Genomic DNA, 25,373 nt, shown 5'->3' on the forward strand with positions numbered 1-25,373 from the left:
AAGAACGTTTTGAGTCGCTTTAGCGTCTCAAGGGATGCGTATAATACATCCTTTATTTTTCGAGTCAACACTTAGTTTTAAACTTTCTTTCGACAATTTAAAACCGAAGTTTTATTTAACTCTCTAAGTAGTTACTGCCTTGCTATGCTTCGGCGTTTCCCGTCTCAGTGGGGTCGCATTATAGGGAGATCCGAAAACAGATCAAGCCTTTTTTTAGATCTTTTTACTGTTCGAACAAAATGTAATCGATAGCAAGTGAAACATGATAAAAACATGTATAAAACGATGCTTTTTCACCCTGTTTTATATTATTTACTATAAATTTTATTGCTATGTTGAATTAAGGCGTTAAGATAGCAAGTTCACAATGTTAAATTAATGTTTATTTCCTGTTTATTGGTAGATCAAAATGAAATTACCCGATCAAAAATCTTTTATCCTCTCAGTTATTCTTGCTGTTGTTGGTTTTGTTATAGTTAAGTTCGCACTTGAAAGCCTAGAGTTAGACCCTGCACTACTATTTGCTGTTGGTTTGCTCATTGGTGGTATTGTTATTGCTGCGATGTCGTCTGACGGTGTAGTAGAAGCCGAAGTAAAAACCAAAACGCTTTATGTTGGTAACCTTCCTTATCGTGCAAACGAAGGTGTGGTACGTGCTTTATTTGAAGAGCAAGGCAAAGTGTTCAACGTTCGCTTATTAAAGGACAAAAATACAGGTAAGCGTCGTGGCTTTGGTTTTGTTGAAATGGCGCAAGCTGATGCCGACAATGCAATAGCGCAGTTAAACGATAGCGAGTTCCAACAACGTACCTTAAAGGTACGTGAAGCAAAACAAAAACAAGAAGATGATTCTAACGCTCTTCGTTCTGAGCCGGATCAATCAGTGTAACTAGCTTTACAGCTAACTTACTACTCACACTAGCCGTTGCATAATATTGCAGCGGCTTTTTTGTATCTGCAATATTGTTATTCGTTAAATTAAGCTGGCTAATTAAGTAATGAACTCGCTTAGCAATCGCTGCACCTGAATCAAGTAGCTGCACTTTCCTATTAAAGTACTGACTAATCGGCTCTGCCAAAATAGGAAAATGCGTACAGCCTAATACTAATACATCTATAGACTGATCTATGTTTAAACGATCGAGTTCTTGGTGCAGTTTAGTTGTATCTAAACTTTGTTCGAAAAACAGACGCTCGGCTAAAGTAACTAGTTCAACGCTACTATATAAGCTAACTGCTATATTGTTGGTATGTTCTTGTATGAGTGTGCGCGTATAGGGACTTGATATAGTTGCTGGAGTTGCCAGTAGGCCGATATGTTTAGATTGTGTAAGTTGCGCAGCAGGTTTTATCGCCGGTACCACCCCCACTATAGGAATAGTAGTAATTTGGCGCACTGCCCCAAGCGCAGAAGTAGAGGCGGTGTTACATGCAATAACAATTAAATCTACATTAAGCGCTTGCTGGTTAATAAAGTGAATGAGTGCGCATAAGCGGTTAATAATCGTTTGCTGTGACTGAGCGCCGTATGGCAATAGCGCATTATCCATAAAATAGCTGTATTGCGCATCTGGAATACTTTGCTGAATATGTTCAAGTACCGTAGTACCACCAATACCTGAATCAAAAACCATTATGTGCGCTGACAAACTACTGTCCTTACTCTAAGTTAAGAACGGCAGTTTGCCATGTGATTTTTATAAAAGAAAGTAGTTTAGTGGTACAACTATTGTTGATTGGCTAGCTCGTCCGTTGCTGCATTTAATTGATTAAGGTTTTCGAACATAGCTTTGGTGTAATCTACCAATTTATCTATTTCTGCTTGATCTTGATTTAACCACTGCACAATACCCGATAACTGGTTTTGTATGCCCAGCTCTGTGGCTTTATTAAACACAGCTTTTAAGTCGTCGTTAAACGGCGCTAATTTATCAGCTACTGCTTTTTCAGGAACTGGCTTGTACTCTTCGTAACCTTTAACTGTAGCGACTGTTTTGGTTTGTCGTAAATCCATTGAAAAAGCCACCAGCTGTTCGTTGCCTAAGCTTAGTGCTTGCGCCTCTTCAAATGCTTTATCTAAGTCACCACTGAAAAAGGTGCTACTTACACTTTGTAAGTCAGCCATTAGCTCATTAATCGCCTTTTGTTCATTCTCATTTAAATCGCCATTAACCGACATAGAAAATGACAACTCTCGAGACTGCGACGACTCACTTACAAAAGATTCACTATTCCCATTTTGCTGATAACGACTGGCTGATTGTGACTCATAAGCATCAGCAAAACTAATACTCACTTCGTCTCCTTCGGCGGTAGTAAATTTATATTCTGCTTTGTTACTTAAACTTGCATACTGAGCTTGGCTAACAGAGACACTGGCGGGTTTAGGATTAAATAAATCGTCTTCAAATTTGTCCAGGCCATTAAATATGCCTTCTTTAGATTTATTAATACCCTGTGCGATATCGTCGTTAAACACGCCATTGCCTTTTAATTCATCAACCGCGTCATCAATCCCTATTTGCACACCTTTTCGAGCATCACCTAACATACCTTTGAGTTTTTCATCGTCGGCACCATTGGCTTTTGCTTTACGTACTGCACTGGTAACGAAGTCTAAAACGTTTTTAACGATTTCATCAAAATCAAAAAGCGGTTTATCTTTTTTCGGCTCGCTTATCGGTAAGCCAAGAGCTTGAGCCATTTTGTCACCGAGCACTTTGGCAGCAAGTTCTTTACCGCGATGCTGATAGTTATCTTTAGGCGACTGTATTGTAGGTTGCTGTAAAGCCCCTTTATTACCGTATTTATTAATATTGTGGTTTGGAACAAAGCCAAAGTTACCGATTTTCATGATCCGACTCCTATCTATGCTTGCCTTACTTATCGGCACTGTAAGTTATTTCTGTAGCTAGATGCTCAAAAAAAAAACAATATATATTTCATCAAAACTAGACAAATACATCTCGCTCCCTACAATAGCGTCGATAAACAGCTCTCAAAGATAAGGTTATAGCGTTAATGGCAGTTATTAAAATAGACACCTCACAGTACGATGCGCAGTTAAGCGAAAAAGAACAGCGTATTGCTGCCCAATTTCAACGTTTTGGTGTGGATAAACTTGAGGTATTTAGCTCAGAGCCGATTAACTACCGCCAACGCGCTGAGTTTAGAGTATGGCACGATGGTGACGATCTGTTTCATATAATGTTTGATCAACAAACTAAAGACAAAATTCGCGTTGATAGCTTTGACCCTGCCGCTCCTTTGGTAGGTGAAGTGATGCAAGTAATGATTGATAATTTAAAGTCGTGTGAAATTTTGCGTCGTAAACTATTTCAGATTGATTACTTATCTACGCTAAGCGGTGAGATTTTAGTGAGTCTGTTATATCACAAGCCACTTGATGAGCATTGGCTGAGTGAAATTAACGCGCTTAAAGAAAAGTTAAGCAGTAAGTATAAAATTGACTTTATTGGCCGTGCCCGCAAACAAAAAGAAATGCTTGGTGATGACTACGTTACCGAACGCTTAAACGTGAATGGCCAAGAACTAATATATCAGCAGGTAGAAAACAGCTTTACCCAGCCAAATGCCAAAGTAAATATTAAAATGCTAGAGTGGGCGCAAGACTTATGTAAGCCACTTAAAAATGATTTACTTGAACTTTATTGTGGTAACGGTAACTTTTCTATTGCGTTAGCGGGCTCGTTTAATAAAGTACTAGCAACCGAAATATCAAAGTCGTCGGTACACTCAGCGCAGTACAATATAGCGCAAAACAAGGTAGACAATTTAGATATTATTCGTATGTCGAGCGAAGAGTTTACTCAAGCCATGAATGGCGAACGCAGTTTTTCTCGTTTAGAAGGTATAGATTTAAATAGCTACAATTGCCAAACCATTTTAGTTGATCCGCCACGTGCCGGTATGGATACCCTAACGTGTGACTTAGTAGCAAATTACGAAAGTATTATTTATATTTCGTGTAACCCAGAGACACTAGAGCGCGACCTTGATCACTTAACCCGCACCCATGAAGTTAAACGCTTTGCGATTTTTGATCAGTTCCCTTATACGCACCATATTGAGTCGGGTGTATTTTTACAAAAAAAGAATACTTAAAATAAGTAGTTAAAAATTACCCATAAAAAAAGCTCCTTAGGAGCTTTTTTTATGGGGCTAACTTTACTTGCTTGCCAAGTAGTTAATTAGATTTGTGATATCTGCGGGTTCGCTAATACCCGATTCGCGACCTAGAAGTAGTTTGTACTTACCATTTACAATAAAAGTTGGTACGCCACGCAATGCACCTTTTTCTTTAAAGTAATCTTGGTCGCGCTTCATTTTTGAGCTTAATGTACGTACCGAAAAGCTTTTAAATAACTTATCGAACTTATCGCCATCAACGCCTTGGGCTACAAACACATCTTTTACGTCGGCTAATTCATTAAAATTTGCGCGCTTTGTATGAATGTGACTAAAGATAGCCGCAATAATTTTATCTTTTTGTGGTAACACTTCAGCCGTTGCTAACGCTTGGCTGATCATTTGTTGATGCTCGGTATCGCGTACGCCAACAAAATCAACATGGCTCTTTTTAAATTTTACGCCTTTATCGAGCATTGGTTTAATCTCGGCTACCAGTGGCTCCATGTTATTACACGCAGGACAGTAAAATGAGAAAAACTCTTTCACTTCTGGTTTTTTAGTTGCGCGCTCAGACACAACCTCATAATGTACACCTTCCTCAAAGGTTGCTGCAAAACTTGTTGCAGCGAAAGGTAGTAATACAGCAAGTAAACCTGCTTTAACTAATTTTATCATTATTATATGGCTCCAAAAATTTATAGTGCGAGTAAAAATGAAACTAACTCATCAAGCTCTTCTTGGCTCTTGATGGTATTTAGATTGATTTTATATTTGTCGTTTACAATAAAAGTAGGAACGCCTGTTAACGCACCTAATTTTGAGTATTTATTTTGTTTATCTTGCATTGCTTGTTCAGCTGCAATAATTGGCATACTGGCAATATCTTGATCAAACGTATCGCTACTAATGCCATTTATATCTAATAATTTTTTTAAATCTTTAATTTCAGTCAGTGGTGCGCGCTGAACATGAATACTTTTAAAAATCTTGTCTGTAATCGTATCAGCTTGCCCGTGCTTTTTAGCAACTAAATACGCTAGGCTCAAGTTACTTTGTGTTTGTGGCGACACGCCGCCTAAAAAGTTAACGTGATTTTTTATAAACACCGCACCTGCAGGTAGATTTTCTTCAATTGCGTGTGCAACCGGTTCAAATTTAAAACAATGCGGGCAATAAAACGAAAAGTATTCGGTAACTTGTGGTGTAGTACTTTTTTCGATATCGATAACTGTATATTGATTACCTACTTCAAAGTTTGCTGCAAATGCTGCAAAAGGTAGACAAAGAAGTAGTAGGCTCAGTTTTAATTTTTTAAGCATTAGTCTCTCGTTGTACATATTTTTGAATAAAATGTTATGGCAATAATTTTAGCGGTGCTTCTTGCAATGCGGCAAGCTGCTCTTTAAGTGCTAAAATTTGTTGCTCCCAGTATTTGTCATCTGCAAACCATGAAAAGTTCCGCACAAAAGCCGGATCGCTCCATCGTTTTGCAACCCACCCCATATAATGGATGATACGCATAGCTCGAAGTGGTTCGATCAACTTAAGCTGCGAGTGATCAAAATCACAAAATTCTTCATAGGCGGTTACTAAGGTATCTAACTGTAACAGCTGCGTTTGTCGATCGCCACTTAGCATCATCCATAGATCCTGAATGGGTGGCCCCTGGCGACTATCATCTAAATCAACAAACATTAACGCATCGCCTGCCCATAATATATTGCCAGCATGGCAATCCCCATGCAAACGTATCGTTTTTACATTGGTATACTGTGTTTGAGCCTGCTTAATAACCAAATCTAAAATGGTATAAAAAGCAGTTTCTAATCCCATAGGTACTAAGTTACTTTTTTGCAGATGAACTTTTGCTGTATGTAAGTACTCTTCGCAGGTTAGGGTGGGCCTTTGTGTAAATGGTTTTGTTTTAGCAACTTGATGCATTCTGCCAATTAAGCGCCCTAGTACATCAAGTTGATCTAAGTTATCGACTTCAAATAAACGCCCGCCAACACTTGGAAATAAAGTAAATAAATAGCCTTGGTGTTCAAATAAGCTTTGCCCGTTATATTCCATTGGCGCAACAACCGGTACTTCGGCCTCTGCTAGCTCAAAGGCAAAGTCATGCTCTTCTTGTATTTGCTCCTCGCTCCAACGCTCTGGACGATAAAATTTAACAACGTAGCGTTTTCCGCCTTCAGCTACAAATTGATACACCCTATTTTCGTAACTATTTAATGCCAATAAACCAGACTCAACATAAATACCAACGCTTTCTATGGCATCAAGAATTAGATCTGGGGTTAAATCAATAAAGCTAAATTTACTCATACACTTCTTATATAAAATAAAAGCGGGGAACACCCCGCTTTTTGTTAAACTTTACCGCGCTTTAAAAAAGTTACTCGACTGTGATATTTGATTGTCGGGCTCGCCTACCGGCGATAGCACAAAGTTAAATTCTGTCATTGGCGCTTTTAAGTCATACGGATCCATAACCAGTGATAAAGGCACATTGTGCGATTGCCCTGCGTTAACCCTAAACGTTTGTTTACCTATGTACTTAAAGTTATCGAGCCCTTGCACTTTAATTGTAAAGGTTTGCTCATACTGCGCTTTGTTGATCACTTTTAAGGTGTAGGTGTTTTCTACCAACCCTTCAAAATCAACCCTATATAACTGATTACGATCGCGAATAATATCAAATTCCATCGTTTTACGCAGCGCAATATTGGCAACCAAGGCACTGGTTAAAATAACCAGGATCACTATATAGCCAATAATTTTTGCCCGCAGTGGGTTGGTTTTATTCTCTGGCGTTTCTAAGTTTCGCTCAGTGGTATAAGAAATAAGTCCGCGTGGATAATTCATTTTATCCATCACCCCATCACATGCATCAATACAAGCGCCACAGTTAATACACTCTGCTTGTAAGCCATTACGAATATCTATGCCGGTTGGGCATACTTGCACGCATAAATTACAGTCAATACAGTCGCCTATTTCTAAATCTTCATGTGCCACTTTGCGCGAGCGTGGGCCACGGCTTTCACCGCGTTTTTCATCATACGATACTGTATAGGTATCTTTATCAAACATGGCTGACTGAAAACGTGAGTATGGGCAAATATGTAAACACATAATTTCGCGCATCCACCCAGCATTACCGTATGTACAAGCAGCAAAAAAGATAATACTCATTAAGGCATAGCTACCGGCATTAAAGGTAACAAAGTCAGGGAGTAGCTCACGAATAGGGGTAAAGTAACCAACAAATGTAATTGCTGTATATAAAGAAAACAAAATCCAACTGGTGTGCTTAGCGGTTTTGCGCCAAAACTTATCAAAGTCCATTGCTCGTTGGTCGAGCTTTTTACGTTGATTTGCCGTACCTTCAAACTTTTCTTCAAACCAAATAAAGGTAAAGGTCCACACTGTTTGTGGGCAGGTATAACCACACCACACTCGTCCATAAAAAGTAGTAACCAAAAACAAAGCAAACGCGGCCAACATAAAAATAAAGGCGAGTATGGTAAAGTCTTGCGGCCACAGGGTTAAACCAAATATATTGTATTTTTGACCTATTAAATCAAATAAAACGGCCTGTTCACCATTAAAATTTATCCAAGGTAGCAACATAAATGCCAACAGACCTAAAAAGCCAATTCGCTGCCTAAGAAGTTGGTGCAAGCCATTAACAGCACGCACGTAAATACGATTACGTGGATTAAACCGATCCTGTTGCCCGCTAAGATCCGGCTTTTGAATCTTTACTTCAACTGGTATATTTTTTACTTTAATTTGTTTGTCCATCGAAGTTCCTCAACACCGCTTGGAAATAAAAATTCAGCTATATTCAAGGTTTACCTTATAGTGTAATAACGTACTTATTACGTATAATATTTATAACAAGACTTGAATACTTTCAGATATTTCAGAAATATCTAACTGCTGTTAGCTATTATAACAATATTGGCTAAAATTACTGGCATAGATCGCTAATAATTTATTCACTTTAGTTACTTGCTTTTAAAATGCATTTTATTACACTGCAGCATCATTTTATGTTATTTGGATCAAAGTTTACCCAACTATGAAAAAATTTATTATTTTGGTAATAGTAGTCCTCGCCTTTTTCACAGTCGATCACCCTTTGGTGAAAGAGCCTCGTGAGCGGTTATTTAACGATGGTATTGACTTTTTAAGTGATGCAAGCAAAGTGAATCGCAGCCCTACTGCCAGTATGACTAAAAACAAAATTAGTGCGCAGTTAACGCTGTCTGAATCTGAGCGTGAGTACACCGAAAAAACATTTACTACCGATGACTCAATAAGATTATTTCACTTACGCTACTGCCGTGAGCGCGACTTAAACCTATATTTTTATGATGAGCGCTTAAACACTGTATGTAAAATAGTATCCGGCTCACTAGAACACATGCGAGGTAAATAATGGACTTTTCTGGATTAAATAAAAAAGCCAGCGACTCATTTCACCAGCAACGTAATATGCTTAAAAAACTCACGCAGGGTAAAACGCTAAAGTGCGAAAAATGTAATGGGGTTTTAACACTCGACTTAGCCATCAGCGAGCCGGGTAAAGGGCTGATTAAGTGCAAGCAAGGCTGCACTGATATTATATTAGAACTAGGCGCTTAAACTTATTTCACCGCTATATTTTGAGCTCAACTCATTACTGCACCTAAACTACTCTTCCCAGCCTTCATCTGTGTACAAGCCACTATTAAGCGCGACTATTTCCACTAGCTCTGCAAAGCCTAGCGCAAAGTCGCCCATTAGCTCATATTGCTGCTGGCAAAGTAACTGCTCATCAATACTGTTTTGTAACGCTATTTGGCTAATGGTTTGCCCATCAAGTGCAAAAAAGCTTAATGTGGCTTGAGCACTTTCGAGGGCTTGTTTATATTCTGCCTCTAACGCGGTTGAACTTAATAACTTTTGAGTATATGACGCTGTTGCCGTTACAAAACCTGCGCTCCAATTACTGCAAAATTCGTAATTATATTGTGCTGGTAATTTATAGCCTACTTCAAATACTTGCTCACTAATTTGATGGTATAACGCCATAAATAAAAATAGCATTTCTTCATCTACATTATTAGCTGTATTAGGCAAAATTGCTGCCATCCACTCATGTACGTCTAGAGGCTCAGGAGAGCAAATTACGCCAAATAAATAACCTTGGCTTTGCGTTAGCGTCATCGCTTGAGACTGGGTGTCTAAAAATGTGCTGAGCTGCTTAGCGTGCTGCTCAGTAAATTGGGGTAATTGCATTAAAACTCTTTATATTAAACATTAAAAGTTGAGCGGGTAACGGCCTTGATTATCTGGACGACCTAAAAACTTAACCGCATCATGTACATCTTTTGGCAACGTGGCATCGGGCTTTACATAGCCTGATACTTTAAAGTCAAAATTAGCTTTTAGGGTTGCATCAGCTTCAAGCCCTAAGGTGTTATCTGGGTCGATAAGTATGGCTATGTCGCCCGATTTACAGCTTAGGTTACCACCAAGCGGGCCTATATTAAACCAACCGTTCAAACCTTGTACGTCAATATTAGGGCTCGCTATCTCGCCTTGCAGTGACTCACAATAAGGTGCGCCCGATGTATACTCTGCCAATTCCAAGATCACACGACCTTTAGCGGTTACAGGTAACGGAAGTTGTATGCGTTGCATCGCTCTTTCAACTGTTGAGCGCACTAATCCATTGGTTACTTTCACTTGCTTATTAAATAAACCAAAGCTCACATCTGCATAACCCGATATATCACTGCGCTCACGTGGGTCACCAAATTTTACATTGGCATTTAACTTACCGGTAAATAATGCCCACCCGGCAACATCCCAACGTACATTATTTAATTGCTCACCTTGGTAGCGCACTTGCATCATTTGCCCTTGCCAAATAGTGCCAACACTTTGCCCTACTTCAAGTTGCTTAGGAAAATAAGGTTTTGCTAGGTCAATGGCCACCGCTGCAGGTAACTTAATAATACAAAACACAATAAAACTAAGTAAAAATACAATGGATAAGGTTATTATTTTTTTCATTCATTACTTCTCTAATAGCAAACGGCTAACACGTACATAGCCCGACTTATCGTCACGGCTCAAATCTAAATTTTCGACCCGTAGACCATGTTGATTGACCAGTTCATCAAGCCACAGTATTAATTGATTAAACTCTACTGAGTCGAGCGTTAAACGTAGCGAGTTATTACTTGGCTGCATTTTACTAATATTTATTTTATAGCGTCCGCGGGTGGCGTTAACTATTTGGCTAATGTTTTGACTATTAACCACTTGTGTATTACCAGCGGCCTTGAGCTTTACAATACTTTCGTCAACCCACACTAGTAGCTCTTGCTGTTTTAATTGCGATTGCTCAGCACTTGCTATTGCATTATTTAAGGGTCTAAAAATGCCCATCACTAAAATAAACACAATAAAAATACCACTCGCAACGATTATTAACTGCTGCTCTTGCTCTTTTAGTGAGCGCCAATGTTTAATTAACTGCTGCTTCATACTGCACCTCGCAGTTTAATTTCGCCAACCACAAAGTCACCATCGTTACTTAACGAACCTTGATCAACCGTTAACCCTTGCTGTTCAAGTATGGCTTTAACTTTACCAAAGGTTTGAAAGTCTTTTGCGCGTGCTCTCATACGTAATTCATTACGTTTTTTGTCATAACGCAGTGTTTCAGGGGTAAAATTACTTACCTGCGAAAACACCCCCACTAATTCTATGGTTAACTCTAAAAATCCAGCGTCGCTGGTATCTTGTATTTTTGCCAGTGCACCTTTAATTTGGTTTTTAATAAGGTGTGGGCGAACCTTAGTTCCCGGAAATGCCTTTTGGTAGCGCTCAATTACCTGTGCTTTAGCAAGTTCTAACTGGGTATTTAGCTGATGCAACTCTATAGCTTTAATCGCAATACTCGCTACTAAGGCAACGCTGGTAATAATGGCAGCACTTTTCCAGTACCCCCACCATAAGGTGCTTTTCTTTTTAAGCTGATACATACCTTGGCGAAGATTAAACTTAGTATGCTCTAGTTGCTTAGCAAATAAGGCCAGCGGTAGGTCGTAATCACTGGTTTGAGCCTGTAAGTTTACCGTTTCAGGAAACTGAGTCGCCGGACTAAAATGCTTTACATCTGGATTACCCATTGCTGTTAAGTAACCATTTAACCAGCTCGTCTCTACTGCACTTATACGCCATGGGCCTTGTTTAAATAACCACTGATTATTAAGTGCTATTGCCGTTACTGTGTTCTCATCTGCTGGGGGTAATAACAAAGCATCGGGTAATATTTTATATACCGATAAATTATGCTCTGCAAATAGCGCTAGCCACGCCTCAAACCATTCGCGGTCGGTCATAGCAACACGAACAGCATGCTGCTCGCCAATCATCACTGGCTCACCTACAGCAATAAATAGCTCATCTATATCGCACGCTATATCTTCTTCGAGCATATAAGGCAAAGCTTGCTCTAACTTACGATTCCATTTAGTCGGTAGCATTACCGTTTTTAATTGCACTTGGTCACAAGGCAATAATACAACGACTTCGCGCCCTAGCGATTTTTCGCTCAGTTCGTTTAAATAACTGGCATTAACTAGCTCACCACTGGCTATTATTTGTTGTTCTTGTGGTGAGTATATTAACCAATTAAGTAACTCTTGTTCGGTTTGACCCGTGCGGATCAACAGTATTTCTGTCACTGTACGCCTCCAAATTTTCGCGCCAGTATCGTTACGTCGCCGTCTTTGGCGTGCAGTAATGTGGTCATCGAAAAACGCAGATCAACAAAGTTTGCCTGCGTTTGTAATTTAAAATATTCGCTATTAATACTAAACAATTTTTCTACCGCTTTGACGTTTTGCCCGCCTTGCTGCTGAACTTGTTCAAAAAAGGCAGCTTTACTTTCAAAGCCTGCATCTGGGCGAGCAGCAATCACAGCTTCAGCACCCGATACACTTAGCTCATCTATAAGGGTACTCAAAATGAGTGCTTGCTCTGCTGCTAAGGTATTCACATTAATAGACAATAAAGTGCTACCAGGTATTACACAAACATAAGGCAGCACTTTTTCCATTACTAATGGGTTAAAACCTTTAACCAAACGCAGCTCTGAGGTTGATGCAAATAAGCTATTGGCGGTCATGTACGGAAATTGACGCGACAAGTATTCCCCTTCTTCTGCTCCTGAACGGTATGTAATGCTGTTTTCGTCTAGCCAATCAAACACACTGTCAGCCATGGTTTCCTCTGACTCTTGTGCCGGTAAATCTTCAATATTTTCAAGTAATGCGAACAAGGCCTTGTGCGCTGGATTGGTTTTGCTAGCACTATTTAAATCTGGTTCTACGGCTATAGCATTTAAGTTTAAACATGCTTGTAAATCCGTTATTTTTCCGCTTAGTGTGCCGTTATCAACTGGGTAAGGTATATCGCCTTGCTGCGCCCATATTTGATCTAATGTGGTTTTGTCAGGATCGTCTCTTTTGCTTTTAATCAGCGCTTTTATGGCAAGCTCTTCTGCACCATAGGCATACCACTTAGCTTGTTGATGACCCTGTAAGTTAGTACTTTTTTGCACTTGCACCATTAAGTTAGCACTCATTTCTACGGCTAAAATGGCCGCTAATGCAACAATAAACAGCACAATAACAAGTGCGGCTCCACGAGAAGAACGCAGCCCCATTACTGCCCACCTTCTTGCGGGTTACCTTCATCGGCAAGTGCATCATCAGTTGATGGGCTCGATGGTAGAATTTCTTTACCTTGTCCTGGCACTAAAAATACTCGCCTAATTGGCTCCGCCTCAATTTGTTGCAGCGTAACAGCAACCGCTTTAGGAAGTGCTTTAATTTGCCACTTAGCTTGCCATTCGTTTTTATCGTCTAAAAATTCAAACTTTAGCTCTTCAATGTTTTTTAAAACAACCTGTACACGCGGCTCCATATTATCAAGCTGATCAACATATACCCGGTACACTCGCTCCAAGTTGTCGTTTATTACGCGATAACCCACAGCTTGTAATTCTGAGCGTGGTAATAAATTAATTGGATTTATCCAGCCGTCGCGCACAAAGCCAATGCCATCATATTGGCTATCTAAAACATAGCGTCCGGCTAGCAAATACTGCTCTTGCACATCGCCTGCTTCATTGCGTACAGCACGTTTGGTCATTTGACTAAAATCTTGATCCATTAACCTAAAGGTGGTTTGCAAACCATTTAGCTCGGCTATTTTATCATCCGAAGCCTCTTTGGCGCGGGTAGTGGTATCTAGTATTTGGTGCGTGGCCATAATAACAAAGCCTAAAATCCCCAAGGCTACCATCACTTCAAGTAAGGTAAATCCGCGTTGCTTCACTTATTTTTTGCCTTTATTTAAATAAGTTGCCAGCTCATATATTGAGTGTTCGTATTTTTCATCACTAAATATATTAATGGTTAATTTTACAAAGTCTTTATCTGCGGTTTTACCTATATCTTGGCGCCAAAACCATTCAACACCCGCCATAACTTCACTACCGCGCACGCCGTCTTTCCCTTCCCATTGTTCGCCTTTGGTACGCTGCTCTACCATAATGTTTTCGGCAACCCATGAGGCGTAAGTTTGCTCTTCTATGCTAGATAGATGATGAATGTGTTCACTGGTTGCTTGCATTGCTGCAATACCTGCCATAGCACAAATACTCAATGCCACTAGCACTTCAAGTAAAGTAAAACCTTTATTATACTGGCGCATTATTCGGGCTCTCGGCGTAAATTCACTGGCGCAGTAAACTCACCTTCAATAAAGTAAACCGGCTCGCTTTGCTCTTTTAATTCGAGTGTTAATTGAAATGCACTTACTTCGCCCGAAGATAGTATTAGCACTTGCGGAATTTTAAACTTTTTAAGCTCCAATAAGCTGTCTTCGTCTCCGCTCATTAGCTCACGCCAATTTGCTTGCTCGAGTAAGTTATCTTGCGCCCAAGCTAAGTCGTCTAGGTTAAGCGCTAGTTTAAAGCGTGGATCAAATTCAACCGGCTCAAATAATGCTTCTCTGACAAAGCTTACCCACTTTTCACCATCAAAAACTAAAAACTCAAATACGTTGTTGTCTATATGAAAACCCAATTCAACTTGGTTTAAAATAGCAAATTCTGATGCCATATTAATGGTGGTATGCAGCCTAAGCGCTTGAGTATCTAACTCATCCTCAGCGCCGCCTTCTAAGCTATATACCACCATTTTTGTGGCAAAAGCGATGATCACTAATACCACTAAAATTTCGATTAAACTAAAGCCGCGGCTTTTTGCACGCAATCTCTCAGAGCTTACTTGCATAGTAAGCCCTGGATATTAGTATATAAATACACTGCGCGATTGATGGCCATTACTGTTTTTCTTCGTCCCAGTTACCAATGTCGTCATCGGTGCCGGCTTGGCCATCTGGACCTAAAGAAAAAATATCAAATTTACCAATTTCTCCTGGGCTAATTAACTGATAAGTATTGCCCCACGGATCCTCTGGTAATTTACTAATAAAGCCACCATCTGGAAAACGTTTTGGTATTGGCTCTATGCTGGTTTTATTAACCAATGCTTCTAGGCCTTGCTCGGTACTTGGGTAGCTTTTATTTTTAAGCTTATAAAGGCTCATTGCATCTTCAAGCTGCTGAATATCTAAGTGTGCTTTATCGATAGCGGCCTCTTCTTGTTGACCCATAATATTAGGTGCCACAATTGACATGATCATGCCAATGATAACCAGTACTACCATTACTTCTAGCAAAGAAAAACCTGATTGTTTATTCACGTAATTACCTCATTATTCTAAAAACACTAAACAATGGTTTATTAAACCATTAATTTACTTTTAAGTTAAAGCCCTACAGCTTTATTCATTGCCATAATTGGCTGTAAAATTGCCATTACTATAAATAATACAATAACCGCCATTAAAGCGATCATTGCGGGTTCTAATAGTTTTAGCGATACATTAACCATACTTTCAAATTCGCGATCTTGGTTATTAGCAGCGCGTTCTAACATTTGCTCCAGCTCGCCAGATTTTTCACCGCTGGCTATCATATGTAGCATCATTGGCGGAAACAATTTAGTTTGCTGTAAGGCCGCTCTTAAACTTGCCCCTTCGCTTACTCTATCCGCTGCATCGGCAACTGCTTTTTTAATTTTTTCGTTGATCAGCACTCCACCCGCAATACGCATACCTTCAAGTAGCGGTACCGAGCTTGATGATAAAATACTTAAAGTTCGGGCAAAACGAGCGGTATTAATACCTCTAGCTACTTTACCAATACCGGGCATATGCAATATTTTATCATCCCACCAAAAACGAATTTTAGGCTGTTTTAAAGCATGCTTAATCCCTATCGCTAGGGCCGTTATTACAATTAAACTAATAAACCAATAATTTTGTACAAAATGACTTCCCGCCATTACCCACTCAGTGGTCCAAGGGAGTACTTGCTTGGTTTTCTCAAACGTTTTAAGTATTTTAGGTACTACAGTACCTAATAAAACCGACACAATTGCAATAGCAAACACCACTAAAATAATGGGGTACACCATAGCTTGCGTTATTTGACTGCGCATATATTGGCGCTGCTCGGTGTAATCGGCAAGCCGGTTTAGTACTTGGTCTAAATGCCCTGACTTTTCGCCTGCGGCAACCATAGCGCGGTATAAATCGTCAAACACATGCGGAAACTCACTCATACCGTCGGCAAGGGTATACCCTTCCACTACTTTTGAGCGAACCGACATCAGCATGCGTTTTAAACGTGGTTTTTCACATTGCTCAGCCACAGCCATTACCGCACCCTCAACTGGCAGAGCCGATTGAATGAGTGTTGCTAACTGGCGAGTTATAAGCGCCAAATCTGAGGTTGATATAGTAGGTTTAAACAAACCGCCAAGTAATGACGTTTTTTGGCCTTTAACCTGTTTATCACTTTGCGCCGCGGGTACAACTTCGAGCGGCGTTAATTTTTGGTCGCGTAATATTTGGCGAATTTGTTTTGCTGTATCCGCTTCTAAAATGCCTTTTTTTTCTTTGCCTCGGCCATCTAAGGCACGGTATTCAAACGCTGCCATTATTAGCCTTCCTCACGGGTAACACGCAATACTTCTTCAAGTGTTGTTTTACCTGCAAGTACACGGCTACAGCCATCTTGACGAATACTTGGACTGAGCTTGCGAATGTATTTTTCAACGCTTTGCTCGCCCTTACCATTGTGGATCATTTCACGAATGGTTTCGTCCACCACTAATAACTCATGAATACCAGTACGGCCTTTATAACCATTAAAGTTACATGCTTCACACCCTACTGCACGGTGTATAGTTGGTTTACTTTCAAACGGTACGCCTAATAACTGGCACTCGCGCTCATCGGCTACATGTTCTTTTTTACAATTTTTACACAGTGTACGTACTAGTCGCTGCGATAACACACCGAGTAACGACGATGAAAGTAAAAATGGCTCCACTCCCATATCTTCCATACGAGTAATAGCGCCAGAAGCAGTATTTGTATGCAACGTAGACATTACCAAGTGACCGGTTAATGATGCTTGCACACCAATTTGAGCGGTTTCTAGGTCACGTATTTCACCTACCATCACTACATCGGGGTCTTGACGTAAAATAGCCCGTAAGCCACGCGCAAAGGTCATACCTACTTTAGTATTTACTTGCGTTTGGCCAATGCCCGGTATTTCGTATTCAATGGGATCTTCAACCGTTAAAATATTACGATCGCGAGAGTTTATTTGACTCATACCTGCGTACAAGGTGGTACTTTTACCAGAGCCTGTAGGCCCGGTTACTAAAATAATGCCATGAGGTTTACTAATTAAATTTGCAAACAATTCACGGTTTTGTGCGGTCATACCTAAATCTTCAAGATTTAAGTGCGCGTTATTTTTATCCAGTAAACGCAGCACAACACGCTCACCAAAACTCGATGGCATGGTTGATACCCGTACATCAACTGCACGCCCTGCAATACGCAAACTAATACGGCCATCTTGTGGTATACGTTTTTCGGCAATATCGAGCTTAGCCATTACCTTAATTCGCGATACCAGCAAGGATGCTAATTTACGATTAGGTTTAAGTACCTCTTTTAATACACCATCAACCCTAAAGCGAATAACCAGTTCTTGCTCAAAGGTTTCAATATGAATATCAGACGCACCCTCTTTAATTGCTTCACTGAGCATCGCATTTATAAGCTTAATAATTGGCGCATCATCATCGCCTGCCAGTAAATCTTCGGTTTGTGGCAATTCGTCTACTAATGAAAACAAGTCAACTTCGTTGCCAATGTCTTCCATCATTTGTTGCGTTTCAGAACTATCTCGCTGATACGAAGCCTCTAGCAGTAGCTCAAACTTGTCATCAGCAAGCTGCTCAAGCGTAAAACCATGCCCTGCAATACGGCGTACTTCTAACAGTACGTCAATATCAAGTTCGCCACGGTAATACACTATGCGCTGCTCTTTATTTTTACTCAGCAGTACACCGGCTCGCCGTGCGTATGAAAAAGGCAAACGTTTAGCGGGTAACTCAACTAAGTCGTCACTGGTTAATAGCTCGTCCGGATGATGCGCATTAGGATGAACCACATCTTGGTTTATCTCTGCAATCGCCTTAGTCATCTTTACGCTCTTGTGCATTTTGTTTACGTAAATGCTCTTCATACGTAGGTGGCAGTATTAGCTCATCATTCCACTCGGGTAAAATAGGGGTGTCGGTTCTTGGCATTAACTCTATACCATCTTCGCGCTGCTTAAATTGCTCGCCACGAATAAAGTTATATTTATTAAAGCTCAACTTATTCATGCTAATTCCGTCGCGAATAATAGTTGGGCGAATAAATACAATCAGGTTACGCTTACGTCGTGTGGTATTAGTTGATTTAAATAAGTGACCTAAAATAGGAATGTCGCCTAGTAGTGGCACCTTAGATACACTCTCTTGTACGTCTTCATCTATTAATCCGCCAAGTACCACCATACCGCCATCATCGGCCATTACTGTGGTTTTAATTGAACGCTTATTAACTGAAATATCAACAGCAGTAGCACCACTTACACTCGACACTTCTTGCTCAATAGTTAACTGCACAGCAGAGCCATCGTTAATTTGCGGGGTTACTTTAAGCTTTATACCCACTTCTTGGCGTTCAACTGTTTGAAATGGGTTGGTGTTATTACTCCCGGTTTGCGAGCCAGTAATTATAGGCACTTCTTGACCCACTAAAATAGACGCTTCTTCATTATCCATAGTAGTAATAGAGGGGGTCGCCAAAATGTTTGAGTTACTATCGGTCGAAACGGCTTGAACAATTGCGCCCCAGTCATTTTTTATCACCCCCATGGCTAAGCCGTTAATCCCACCGAGTAATGATGCTAATGGGCCGTAATCACCCTTAGTAGTTTCATCAACCTGAGTAATTGTGCCGCTTTCGGTACCAATTATATTTTTAGATACGGTAGTATCACGTGCTTGCTCAGCCGCTACAGCTAACGCACCAACCGGTACAGTTGTGCCATTATTAAACTGCAGCATACCGCCTTGCTCAGAAATCCACTGCAAACCAAAGTTAATACCGTCGCCTTCCATTACCTCAATTATAATTGCTTCAACCAATACTTGCGCACGGCGAATATCTAAACGCTCAATAACTGACTCAAGCGAGCGCATGGTATCGGGTTGTGCTGTAATAATTAATGAGTTTGAATCGGGGTGGGCTTCTATGCTGGTTTCGTTGTTACTGCGAGTACGTGTTTTGGTTACGCTGCCGCCTTGAGTGTCATCTGTTAGCGACTTACTAACACCTTGCAATACTTTAACTAAATCTTCTGCTTTTGCGTAATTTAGATAAAATACTTTAGTGTTCCCTTGGCTTTCAAGCTCACCGTCTAAGCGCTTAATAAGCTCAATAGCACGGGTGCGTGCTTGGCCTTCGCCACTAACAATAACGCTGTTAGTACGGCCATCGGCAACCACTTTAGGTATTAAAAACTCTGGAATACTGCCTTTTCCGCTGTCTTTATAAATATTATCAACTACAGATACCACATCATCTGCGGTAGCAAATTTAAGCTTTACAATATCAACACGCTTATCGCCCGCTTGATCAACCGAGCGTATTATTTCAACTAAGCGGTTTACCGATGCAGCATGCCCGGTAAGCATCATTACGTTTGCGGCATTAAAGTTAGCAACATGGCCGCCATCTTTTTGGTCGCTAAATTGACGAACCAAAGGACCTAGCTCTTGCACGCTTACATTTTTAACCCGTACAACTCGGGTAATCATCATATCGCCGCTGGCTTCACTGCCATCTGTAATTAGCGGTACGTTTGATTTTTTAGCATCCGAGCTTTTTTCAATTTTTATTATATTATTGTCCATTTCAATGGCTGAATAGCCATAAACTTCTAATACATTTAAAAAGAATTGATAATAAAGCGCTTCGCCCATTAACTCATAACTACGCACATTTACTTTGCCACGTACGTTAGGGTCAATAATTATTGTTTTATTAAGATTTTTACCAACAATATTAATAAACTCATTAATATCAGTGCCTTTAAAGTTAGCAGCGTATTCAACAGCAGCAACAGAAAACGAAATGCTTGCTGCTAGAAAAAGTGCTGCGTACTTAGCTAACCCTTTTTTAATTTTTGTGAGGTGTAGCGCCTGAACCATTATATTAAAACTCCAATGCTAAGTTATTGCAGACTAAATTGTACGTCTATTTGCTGGTTATCACGTTCAATAGTGATAGTGGCATCTGTACTGTTACGCAGCTCATTAATGGCTGCCATGGCCTGTTTTAAATCTGTTAGTTGATAGCCATTAATTGCAACAGCTAAATCGTTATTTTGTAATCCCATCTGCTTAAATAGCTCAGGCTCTTTACCTGGACTCAAGCGATAACCAATAAGTTCCCCATCGCTCATCGCTTGTGACACGCGAATATAGTCAAATAACTTACCGGGCTCTTCGAGCAACTCTTCACGGGTTTCGATTAAAGCCTGCTTAATGTTTGGATCGGCAGTTACATCTATTTGTTGCTCACTTGGGGCAGGCCCTAATTGTGGGCCCATTTCAGCTTCATCACGTGCAGCTAAAACCGGCATAGATACTGTTTTTGTAAAGTCGAGACCATCTAACATTAATGTTTCAAATCGTCCGTTTACCGTTAAAATAACGCGGTCAGGTAATATCTGCGCTAGTTTAGCTCGCGTCCCTTGCACTGCTTCATCTACTAGGTAGGTTTCTTGCTTGCCCTGTGACTCTATAATAGCGAGCCCCGCTTTATCGTCGTTATTTACCGCTACAATACCAGTAAGATTTATACTTAAGCGCGTTTCAGGGGCATCATTAACAACTTTTGCAGCGTGATCATCGCTCTTGCTTTTAACAATTATTTTACCAAATATAAATTGCTCAATTATATGTTGAGAATAATTGTTACTTGCTGCAGTTGAATGTTGTCCGTAGTAGATTGGCGTGAGTGATGACACAATAGGATTTGGCCACATAAGCCAAACGAGTTTAGACGATAAAAAAGCAATATAAACAACAACTAATAATGTAACAACCGCACTCAATTTGGCATGCGGTAAACGGCTTATAAAATGTTTAAATTGTTGAACTTGCTGTTCCATAAATAGTATTCTTATTTTAGTTTTTACCTAATCGCTATGCATAGTACCTTTTCATTTTTCATTCAACAAGCATGCTAATATTAAACTTTGTAAACAGATTGATTTTAATTTAGCCGCTGCATAAAAACAGCTGTTGTAGTAATCCTTCATCGCAAATAGCTTTTATGGTAAATTTTAAAATCTAGGCAAACACTTATTAAAGGTGCTTTATGGCTAAAAAAAGTAATGCTAACCCTAATTTAGAACATAAAGATGAGCTAAAAATTAGATTAGACAAATGGTTATGGGCGGCACGATTTTATAAAACACGTGCTGCGGCTCGCGAAATGGTACAAGGCGGAAAAGTACATTATAATGGCCAGCGTACCAAAGCAGGCAAAATAGTAGAAATAGGCGCAACTATAAAATTAGCCCAAGGGGTAGATGAAAAAATAGTAACTGTGCTCAAAATACTTGAAAAACGCCAAAGCGCCCCCATTGCACAGACCTTGTATCAAGAATCTGATGCCAGTATTGCTAAACGCGAAGAAAATTCTATCGCGCGCAAAAATAACAGCCTTTTTGCACCTCATCCGGATAAAAAACCGGATAAGAAGCAAAGACGCGAACTTTTAAAATTGAAATTAAGTTAGGTATAGTCGCTCATGCAACAAGATTTACTCCACCGTTATTTATTCGACAATCTCGATGTTCGTGGCGAACTCGTACAAATTGAGAATGCCTACAACGAAATGATCGCCAATCATAATTACCCTGATGCAGTTAAAGCATTATTGGGTGAACTGCTTGTTGCGACCTGTTTATTAACAGCCACCTTAAAATTTGAAGGCGAAATAGCGGTTCAACTACAAGGTGATGGGCCGGTTAAATACGCGGTAATTAATGGCGACGATAAACAAAACATGCGTGGTATAGCTCGCTTACAAAGTGAAGTAACAGGTAGCACAGTAAAAGAGTTGATAGGCCAAGGCTATATGGTTATTACTATTACGCCAACTAAAGGAGAGCGCTATCAAGGTATAGTGCCTTTAGAGCATGAAACCTTAAGTGAATGTATAGAGGCTTACTTTGAGCAATCAGAGCAATTAAAAACGCGTCTTTGGTTTGCAACCGATACAACCGAGGGAAATGCCAAAGCTTGTGGTTTATTTTTACAAGTTTTACCCGTTGATAAACAAAAATCTATTGAAGACTTTGCCCACTTAGAAGCTCTTAGCCATACCATTAAAGATGAAGAACTATTAGAGCTTGATGCTAACACCGTACTAACTCGTTTGTACCACGAAGATAACCCGCGTGTGTTTCAGCCACAAAGCATTCAATTTAAGTGTGGTTGTACCCGCGAAAAAACCATGACTGCATTAGTTAATATTGGCCAACAAGCGCTACTTGATGATGTTGCTGAGCATGGCGAAATCAAAATTAGCTGCCATTACTGTCTAAAAGATTATCTTTTTGATGAGCAAGATGTGAAAAACATTTTTAACTAATCACGCATTAAATCTAAATTATAAAAAAGTCACATGCTATGCGGCTTTTTTTATAATTTTAAAATGACACCGGTATCATAAAAACGGCTATTTTTATGATACCGGTGTCATTGAAATTATTCATGTTTTTTACCCAATATATGTGTTTTTAACACCTTCATAAGCTCGAATATCCTTAGCTCATCTGTTACTATAATCGCAGCTTAAAGGTTAACAAGACCCAGGCTATCCCGTTCAATCTCACACAATTTAGGTATAAACATGACTTCAAGCGCTACTCGTTTTGTCGATCTAACTGCAGCTGAACTTGTCGAACACGCGATCCGTCGTGGCGAGGGTACTTTAGCAGCCAATGGTGCTTTTGTAGCAAATACTGGTCATCGCACCGGTCGTTCTCCAAAAGATCGCTTTATTGTTCAAGAATCTAGTACTGAAAACGAAATCCAATGGGGCAACGTAAATCGCCCATTCGACGCAGATAAGTTTGATGCTTTGTGGGCACGTGTAGAAGCGTATGTGCAAAGTAATGATCACTTCATCTCTCACCTTGAAGTAGGCGCTGATCCAGAGCACTATCTACCTGTTGTTGTTACTACAGAAACTGCATGGCATCATATTTTTGCTAAAAATATGTTTATTCAACCTAAGTCTTACAACTCATCTGACGTACCTCAGTGGCAAGTAATGAACGTTCCTTCATTTGTATGTGAGCCTGAGCGCGATGGCACAAACAGTGACGGTACGGTACTCATTAACTTTGCACAACGTAAAGTATTACTTGCTGGCATGCGTTATGCCGGTGAAATGAAAAAATCAATGTTCTCTGTACAGAACTTCCTACTTCCAGCGAAAGGTGTATTACCAATGCACTGCTCTGCAAACGTAGGTGAAGCAGGCGATACCGCTTTATTCTTTGGCTTATCTGGTACAGGTAAAACAACTCTTTCAGCAGATCCAACTCGCTTTTTAATTGGCGATGACGAACACGGCTGGGCACCTGGTAGTGTGTTTAACATTGAAGGCGGCTGTTACGCTAAATGTATCGACCTATCACAAAAAAATGAACCTGTTATTTGGGATGCGATCCGCTTTGGTACTATTTTAGAAAACGTAGTGCTTGATGAAAATCGTTTACCTGATTTTAACGATACTAGCCTTACACAAAATAGCCGTGCTGCGTACCCTCTTGAGCACGTTGAAAAACGTAAAGTAGAAAACCGCGCAGGCGAGCCAAAAGCAGTGGTATTTTTAACGTGTGACGTAAGTGGTGTACTTCCTCCAGTATCAATACTGACTGAAGAAGCGGCAGCATTTCACTTCTTAAGTGGTTACACTGCAAAAGTAGGCTCTACTGAGATTGGTTCTACAAGCGATATTGAGTCAACATTCTCAACTTGTTTTGGCGCACCATTCTTCCCACGTCCAGCAGGTGTTTATGCTGAGCTTCTAATGAAGCGTGTACGTGAGTTTGGCGCTAAAGTATACCTAGTTAACACAGGTTGGACTGGCGGCCCTTACGGTACTGGTAAGCGTTTTGATATTCCAACTACACGTGCTGTAGTAGATGCTATTGTATCGGGTAAACTAGTTGGTGTAGAAACTCAACACATTGATGTTTTAAACCTAGACGTACCTGTAGCCGTTCCAGGTGTAGACAGCAACTTACTTAACCCAATTAATACCTGGGAAGACAAAGCTAAGTATGCTGAATATGCAGCTAAACTTGCAGCCGATTTCACTGAAAACTTCACTAAATATGACGTATCAGACGAAATTAAAAATGCAGGACCTAAAGCATAATAGCTTTAACCTCGCATAACAAACGCCAGCTTAACGCTGGCGTTTTTGATCCCAGCCATAAATATAAATGACCAAAGTTAAAAGAGAGTATTAGCCAACCAATCAAGCCTAAGTGACTTAATGTAGCAAAGGTAATAACAGGACTTTAATTTAGCACTACAGCCCAGCCTTACTTCTTACAATGCCAATACAGTACACAGTATCAATCACAGCGACAAAACACCACTTAGCTACCCCATCGTAAGCCTGCCTAAATAGCCCCTCTTAAAATCACTAAGCACTCTTTTTATAGCTAGATTCTAAAAGGTTTACTTTATATCAGGCATTAAAAAACCGAGCGTAAGCTCGGTTTTTTTAGTACTAATTAGCTAGGCTAATTATTACGCTACGATGTTTGCAACAACGCCAGCGCCTACAGTACGACCACCTTCACGGATAGCGAAACGAAGACCTTCGTCCATCGCGATTGGCGCGATTAGAGTTACTGTCATCTTAACGTTATCACCAGGCATTACCATTTCTACGCCTTCTGGTAACTGTACGTCACCAGTTACGTCAGTTGTACGGAAGTAGAACTGTGGACGGTAACCTTTGAAGAATGGAGTATGACGACCACCTTCATCTTTTGAAAGTACGTATACTTCTGATTCAAAAGTAGTGTGTGGCTTGATTGAACCAGGCTTAGCTAGTACTTGACCACGTTCAACGTCTTCACGCTTAGTACCACGTAAAAGTGCACCAATGTTCTCACCAGCACGACCTTCGTCAAGCAGTTTACGGAACATTTCAACACCAGTACAGATTGACTTAGTTGTATCACGGATACCAACAATTTCAATCTCGTCGTTGATGCGGATAATACCAGCTTCAACACGACCAGTTACAACAGTACCACGGCCTTGGATTGAGAAAACGTCTTCGATAGGCATGATGAATGCTTTATCGATGTCACGCTCTGGCTCTGGAATGTAAGAATCAAGTGCGTTTGCAAGCTCAACAATCTTATCTTCCCACTCTTTTTCGCCTTCAAGCGCTTTAAGTGCTGAACCTTGAATTAGTGGTAAGTCATCACCTGGGAAATCGTATTCTGAAAGAAGTTCACGAACTTCCATTTCTACTAGCTCAAGTAGCTCTTCGTCATCAACCATGTCACATTTGTTCATGAACACGATGATGTAAGGAACGCCAACTTG

The 25,373-nt window shown here is 40.2% G+C and carries 27 protein-coding genes; 7 read left to right on the forward strand and 20 right to left on the reverse strand.

The window, feature by feature from the left end:
• Nucleotides 1-409: 409 nt before the first annotated feature.
• Nucleotides 410-889 (forward strand): RNA-binding protein, encoded by a 480-nt coding sequence (locus H5079_RS16795; protein WP_011326970.1) that lies wholly within the window; start codon nt 410-412, stop codon nt 887-889.
• Here H5079_RS16795 and murI read toward each other — a convergent pair.
• Nucleotides 852-1,649 carry a glutamate racemase gene (murI, locus tag H5079_RS16800; RefSeq protein ID WP_011326969.1) on the reverse strand — a complete coding sequence of 266 codons (798 nt, stop codon included), beginning with the start codon at nt 1,647-1,649 and terminating at the stop codon, nt 852-854. The genes H5079_RS16795 and murI overlap by 38 nt on opposite strands.
• 77 nt (nt 1,650-1,726) lie before the next feature.
• Nucleotides 1,727-2,854: a DUF5610 domain-containing protein gene (locus H5079_RS16805; RefSeq protein ID WP_182684516.1), complete on the reverse strand. Its 1,128-nt coding sequence runs from the start codon at nt 2,852-2,854 to the stop codon at nt 1,727-1,729.
• Nucleotides 2,855-3,021: 167 nt separating this feature from the next.
• Here H5079_RS16805 and trmA point away from each other — a divergent pair, with 167 nt between their 5' ends.
• On the forward strand, nt 3,022-4,125 hold the full coding sequence (gene trmA / locus H5079_RS16810) for a tRNA (uridine(54)-C5)-methyltransferase TrmA (protein WP_182684517.1): 1,104 nt from the start codon (nt 3,022-3,024) through the stop codon (nt 4,123-4,125).
• A gap of 63 nt (nt 4,126-4,188) precedes the next feature.
• On the opposite strand, the gene H5079_RS16815 is transcribed toward trmA, so the two are convergent.
• From H5079_RS16815 to ccoG, 4 genes are read right to left on the reverse strand one after another with little or no spacing between them, the layout of a single operon-like run.
• Entirely contained in the window at nt 4,189-4,827 is a 639-nt protein-coding gene (locus H5079_RS16815; RefSeq protein ID WP_182684518.1) for a thiol:disulfide interchange protein DsbA/DsbL, read from the reverse strand.
• A 20-nt stretch (nt 4,828-4,847) separates the two neighbouring features.
• Nucleotides 4,848-5,471: a thiol:disulfide interchange protein DsbA/DsbL gene (locus H5079_RS16820; protein WP_182684519.1), complete on the reverse strand. Its 624-nt coding sequence runs from the start codon at nt 5,469-5,471 to the stop codon at nt 4,848-4,850.
• 34 nt (nt 5,472-5,505) lie between these two features.
• A complete protein-coding gene (locus H5079_RS16825; RefSeq protein ID WP_182684520.1) occupies nt 5,506-6,480 on the reverse strand; it encodes a serine/threonine protein kinase in 975 nt (324 codons plus the stop codon).
• A 51-nt stretch (nt 6,481-6,531) separates the two neighbouring features.
• Nucleotides 6,532-7,962, reverse strand: a complete 1,431-nt coding sequence (gene ccoG, locus H5079_RS16830; protein ID WP_182684521.1) for a cytochrome c oxidase accessory protein CcoG — start codon at nt 7,960-7,962, stop codon at nt 6,532-6,534.
• 280 nt (nt 7,963-8,242) lie between these two features.
• Here ccoG and H5079_RS16835 point away from each other — a divergent pair, with 280 nt between their 5' ends.
• The gene (locus tag H5079_RS16835) at nt 8,243-8,602 is read left to right on the forward strand and encodes a hypothetical protein (RefSeq protein ID WP_011326962.1); all 360 of its coding nucleotides are present in this window, start codon (nt 8,243-8,245) and stop codon (nt 8,600-8,602) included.
• Nucleotides 8,602-8,808 carry a hypothetical protein gene (locus H5079_RS16840; RefSeq protein WP_182684522.1) on the forward strand — a complete coding sequence of 69 codons (207 nt, stop codon included), beginning with the start codon at nt 8,602-8,604 and terminating at the stop codon, nt 8,806-8,808. Before H5079_RS16835 ends, H5079_RS16840 begins: the two co-directional genes overlap by 1 nt.
• 48 nt (nt 8,809-8,856) lie before the next feature.
• Here the strand turns inward: H5079_RS16840 and H5079_RS16845 are convergent, their stop codons facing one another.
• From H5079_RS16845 to gspC, 13 genes are all read right to left on the reverse strand, one after another.
• Nucleotides 8,857-9,444: a UPF0149 family protein gene (locus H5079_RS16845; RefSeq protein WP_182684523.1), complete on the reverse strand. Its 588-nt coding sequence runs from the start codon at nt 9,442-9,444 to the stop codon at nt 8,857-8,859.
• Nucleotides 9,445-9,465: 21 nt separating this feature from the next.
• Nucleotides 9,466-10,224 carry a type II secretion system protein N gene (locus H5079_RS16850; RefSeq protein ID WP_086996688.1) on the reverse strand — a complete coding sequence of 253 codons (759 nt, stop codon included), beginning with the start codon at nt 10,222-10,224 and terminating at the stop codon, nt 9,466-9,468.
• Nucleotides 10,225-10,227: 3 nt separating this feature from the next.
• Nucleotides 10,228-10,701 carry a type II secretion system protein GspM gene (gspM, locus tag H5079_RS16855; RefSeq protein ID WP_011326958.1) on the reverse strand — a complete coding sequence of 158 codons (474 nt, stop codon included), beginning with the start codon at nt 10,699-10,701 and terminating at the stop codon, nt 10,228-10,230.
• A complete protein-coding gene (gspL, locus tag H5079_RS16860; RefSeq protein ID WP_182684524.1) occupies nt 10,698-11,906 on the reverse strand; it encodes a type II secretion system protein GspL in 1,209 nt (402 codons plus the stop codon). Before gspL ends, gspM begins: the two co-directional genes overlap by 4 nt.
• Nucleotides 11,903-12,889 carry a type II secretion system minor pseudopilin GspK gene (gene gspK, locus H5079_RS16865; RefSeq protein ID WP_011326956.1) on the reverse strand — a complete coding sequence of 329 codons (987 nt, stop codon included), beginning with the start codon at nt 12,887-12,889 and terminating at the stop codon, nt 11,903-11,905. The genes gspL and gspK overlap by 4 nt, the downstream gene beginning before the upstream one ends.
• Nucleotides 12,889-13,563: a type II secretion system minor pseudopilin GspJ gene (gene gspJ, locus H5079_RS16870; RefSeq protein WP_011326955.1), complete on the reverse strand. Its 675-nt coding sequence runs from the start codon at nt 13,561-13,563 to the stop codon at nt 12,889-12,891. The genes gspK and gspJ overlap by 1 nt, the downstream gene beginning before the upstream one ends.
• The gene (gene gspI, locus H5079_RS16875; protein ID WP_086996694.1) at nt 13,564-13,941 is read right to left on the reverse strand and encodes a type II secretion system minor pseudopilin GspI; all 378 of its coding nucleotides are present in this window, start codon (nt 13,939-13,941) and stop codon (nt 13,564-13,566) included.
• The gene (gene gspH / locus H5079_RS16880; RefSeq protein WP_011326953.1) at nt 13,941-14,525 is read right to left on the reverse strand and encodes a type II secretion system minor pseudopilin GspH; all 585 of its coding nucleotides are present in this window, start codon (nt 14,523-14,525) and stop codon (nt 13,941-13,943) included. The genes gspI and gspH overlap by 1 nt, the downstream gene beginning before the upstream one ends.
• A 49-nt stretch (nt 14,526-14,574) precedes the next feature.
• Nucleotides 14,575-14,997: a type II secretion system major pseudopilin GspG gene (gene gspG, locus H5079_RS16885; protein WP_041454317.1), complete on the reverse strand. Its 423-nt coding sequence runs from the start codon at nt 14,995-14,997 to the stop codon at nt 14,575-14,577.
• 65 nt (nt 14,998-15,062) lie between these two features.
• The gene (gene gspF, locus H5079_RS16890) at nt 15,063-16,298 is read right to left on the reverse strand and encodes a type II secretion system inner membrane protein GspF (protein ID WP_011326951.1); all 1,236 of its coding nucleotides are present in this window, start codon (nt 16,296-16,298) and stop codon (nt 15,063-15,065) included.
• 2 nt (nt 16,299-16,300) lie between these two features.
• A complete protein-coding gene (gene gspE, locus H5079_RS16895; RefSeq protein ID WP_011326950.1) occupies nt 16,301-17,866 on the reverse strand; it encodes a type II secretion system ATPase GspE in 1,566 nt (521 codons plus the stop codon).
• Nucleotides 17,859-19,925 carry a type II secretion system secretin GspD gene (gene gspD, locus H5079_RS16900; protein WP_182684525.1) on the reverse strand — a complete coding sequence of 689 codons (2,067 nt, stop codon included), beginning with the start codon at nt 19,923-19,925 and terminating at the stop codon, nt 17,859-17,861. The genes gspE and gspD overlap by 8 nt, the downstream gene beginning before the upstream one ends.
• 23 nt (nt 19,926-19,948) lie before the next feature.
• Nucleotides 19,949-20,890: a type II secretion system protein GspC gene (gene gspC, locus H5079_RS16905; protein ID WP_182684526.1), complete on the reverse strand. Its 942-nt coding sequence runs from the start codon at nt 20,888-20,890 to the stop codon at nt 19,949-19,951.
• A 209-nt stretch (nt 20,891-21,099) separates the two neighbouring features.
• Here gspC and hslR point away from each other — a divergent pair, with 209 nt between their 5' ends.
• The 3 genes from hslR (at nt 21,100) to H5079_RS16920 (ending at nt 24,180) form a co-directional block, all read left to right on the forward strand.
• The gene (gene hslR, locus H5079_RS16910) at nt 21,100-21,522 is read left to right on the forward strand and encodes a ribosome-associated heat shock protein Hsp15 (RefSeq protein WP_011326947.1); all 423 of its coding nucleotides are present in this window, start codon (nt 21,100-21,102) and stop codon (nt 21,520-21,522) included.
• Nucleotides 21,523-21,534: 12 nt separating this feature from the next.
• Complete coding sequence (hslO, locus tag H5079_RS16915) at nt 21,535-22,380, forward strand: Hsp33 family molecular chaperone HslO (protein WP_182684527.1); 846 nt, start codon at nt 21,535-21,537, stop codon at nt 22,378-22,380.
• Nucleotides 22,381-22,641: 261 nt separating this feature from the next.
• Nucleotides 22,642-24,180 (forward strand): phosphoenolpyruvate carboxykinase, encoded by a 1,539-nt coding sequence (locus H5079_RS16920; protein WP_182684528.1) that lies wholly within the window; start codon nt 22,642-22,644, stop codon nt 24,178-24,180.
• A gap of 380 nt (nt 24,181-24,560) precedes the next feature.
• Here H5079_RS16920 and H5079_RS16925 read toward each other — a convergent pair.
• Nucleotides 24,561-25,373 (reverse strand): elongation factor Tu (locus H5079_RS16925; protein ID WP_182684529.1); only part of this gene is annotated, 813 nt, incomplete at its 5' end.

It is taken from the genome of Pseudoalteromonas sp. SG44-5 (assembly GCF_014164175.1).
Lineage (GTDB): Bacteria > Pseudomonadota > Gammaproteobacteria > Enterobacterales > Alteromonadaceae > Pseudoalteromonas > Pseudoalteromonas nigrifaciens.

Coding starts and splice junctions, on each gene's coding strand:
- H5079_RS16795 (WP_011326970.1), top strand. CDS start 410: ATGAAATTACCCGATCAAAAATCTTTTATCCTCTCAGTTATTCTTGCT.
- H5079_RS16805 (WP_182684516.1), bottom strand. CDS start 2,854: ATGAAAATCGGTAACTTTGGCTTTGTTCCAAACCACAATATTAATAAA.
- trmA (WP_182684517.1), top strand. CDS start 3,022: ATGGCAGTTATTAAAATAGACACCTCACAGTACGATGCGCAGTTAAGC.
- H5079_RS16815 (WP_182684518.1), bottom strand. CDS start 4,827: ATGATAAAATTAGTTAAAGCAGGTTTACTTGCTGTATTACTACCTTTC.
- H5079_RS16820 (WP_182684519.1), bottom strand. CDS start 5,471: ATGCTTAAAAAATTAAAACTGAGCCTACTACTTCTTTGTCTACCTTTT.
- H5079_RS16825 (WP_182684520.1), bottom strand. CDS start 6,480: ATGAGTAAATTTAGCTTTATTGATTTAACCCCAGATCTAATTCTTGAT.
- ccoG (WP_182684521.1), bottom strand. CDS start 7,962: ATGGACAAACAAATTAAAGTAAAAAATATACCAGTTGAAGTAAAGATT.
- H5079_RS16835 (WP_011326962.1), top strand. CDS start 8,243: ATGAAAAAATTTATTATTTTGGTAATAGTAGTCCTCGCCTTTTTCACA.
- H5079_RS16840 (WP_182684522.1), top strand. CDS start 8,602: ATGGACTTTTCTGGATTAAATAAAAAAGCCAGCGACTCATTTCACCAG.
- H5079_RS16845 (WP_182684523.1), bottom strand. CDS start 9,444: ATGCAATTACCCCAATTTACTGAGCAGCACGCTAAGCAGCTCAGCACA.
- H5079_RS16850 (WP_086996688.1), bottom strand. CDS start 10,224: ATGAAAAAAATAATAACCTTATCCATTGTATTTTTACTTAGTTTTATT.
- gspM (WP_011326958.1), bottom strand. CDS start 10,701: ATGAAGCAGCAGTTAATTAAACATTGGCGCTCACTAAAAGAGCAAGAG.
- gspK (WP_011326956.1), bottom strand. CDS start 12,889: ATGGGGCTGCGTTCTTCTCGTGGAGCCGCACTTGTTATTGTGCTGTTT.
- gspI (WP_086996694.1), bottom strand. CDS start 13,941: ATGCGCCAGTATAATAAAGGTTTTACTTTACTTGAAGTGCTAGTGGCA.
- gspH (WP_011326953.1), bottom strand. CDS start 14,525: ATGCAAGTAAGCTCTGAGAGATTGCGTGCAAAAAGCCGCGGCTTTAGT.
- gspF (WP_011326951.1), bottom strand. CDS start 16,298: ATGGCAGCGTTTGAATACCGTGCCTTAGATGGCCGAGGCAAAGAAAAA.
- gspE (WP_011326950.1), bottom strand. CDS start 17,866: ATGACTAAGGCGATTGCAGAGATAAACCAAGATGTGGTTCATCCTAAT.
- gspD (WP_182684525.1), bottom strand. CDS start 19,925: ATGGTTCAGGCGCTACACCTCACAAAAATTAAAAAAGGGTTAGCTAAG.
- gspC (WP_182684526.1), bottom strand. CDS start 20,890: ATGGAACAGCAAGTTCAACAATTTAAACATTTTATAAGCCGTTTACCG.
- hslR (WP_011326947.1), top strand. CDS start 21,100: ATGGCTAAAAAAAGTAATGCTAACCCTAATTTAGAACATAAAGATGAG.
- hslO (WP_182684527.1), top strand. CDS start 21,535: ATGCAACAAGATTTACTCCACCGTTATTTATTCGACAATCTCGATGTT.
- H5079_RS16920 (WP_182684528.1), top strand. CDS start 22,642: ATGACTTCAAGCGCTACTCGTTTTGTCGATCTAACTGCAGCTGAACTT.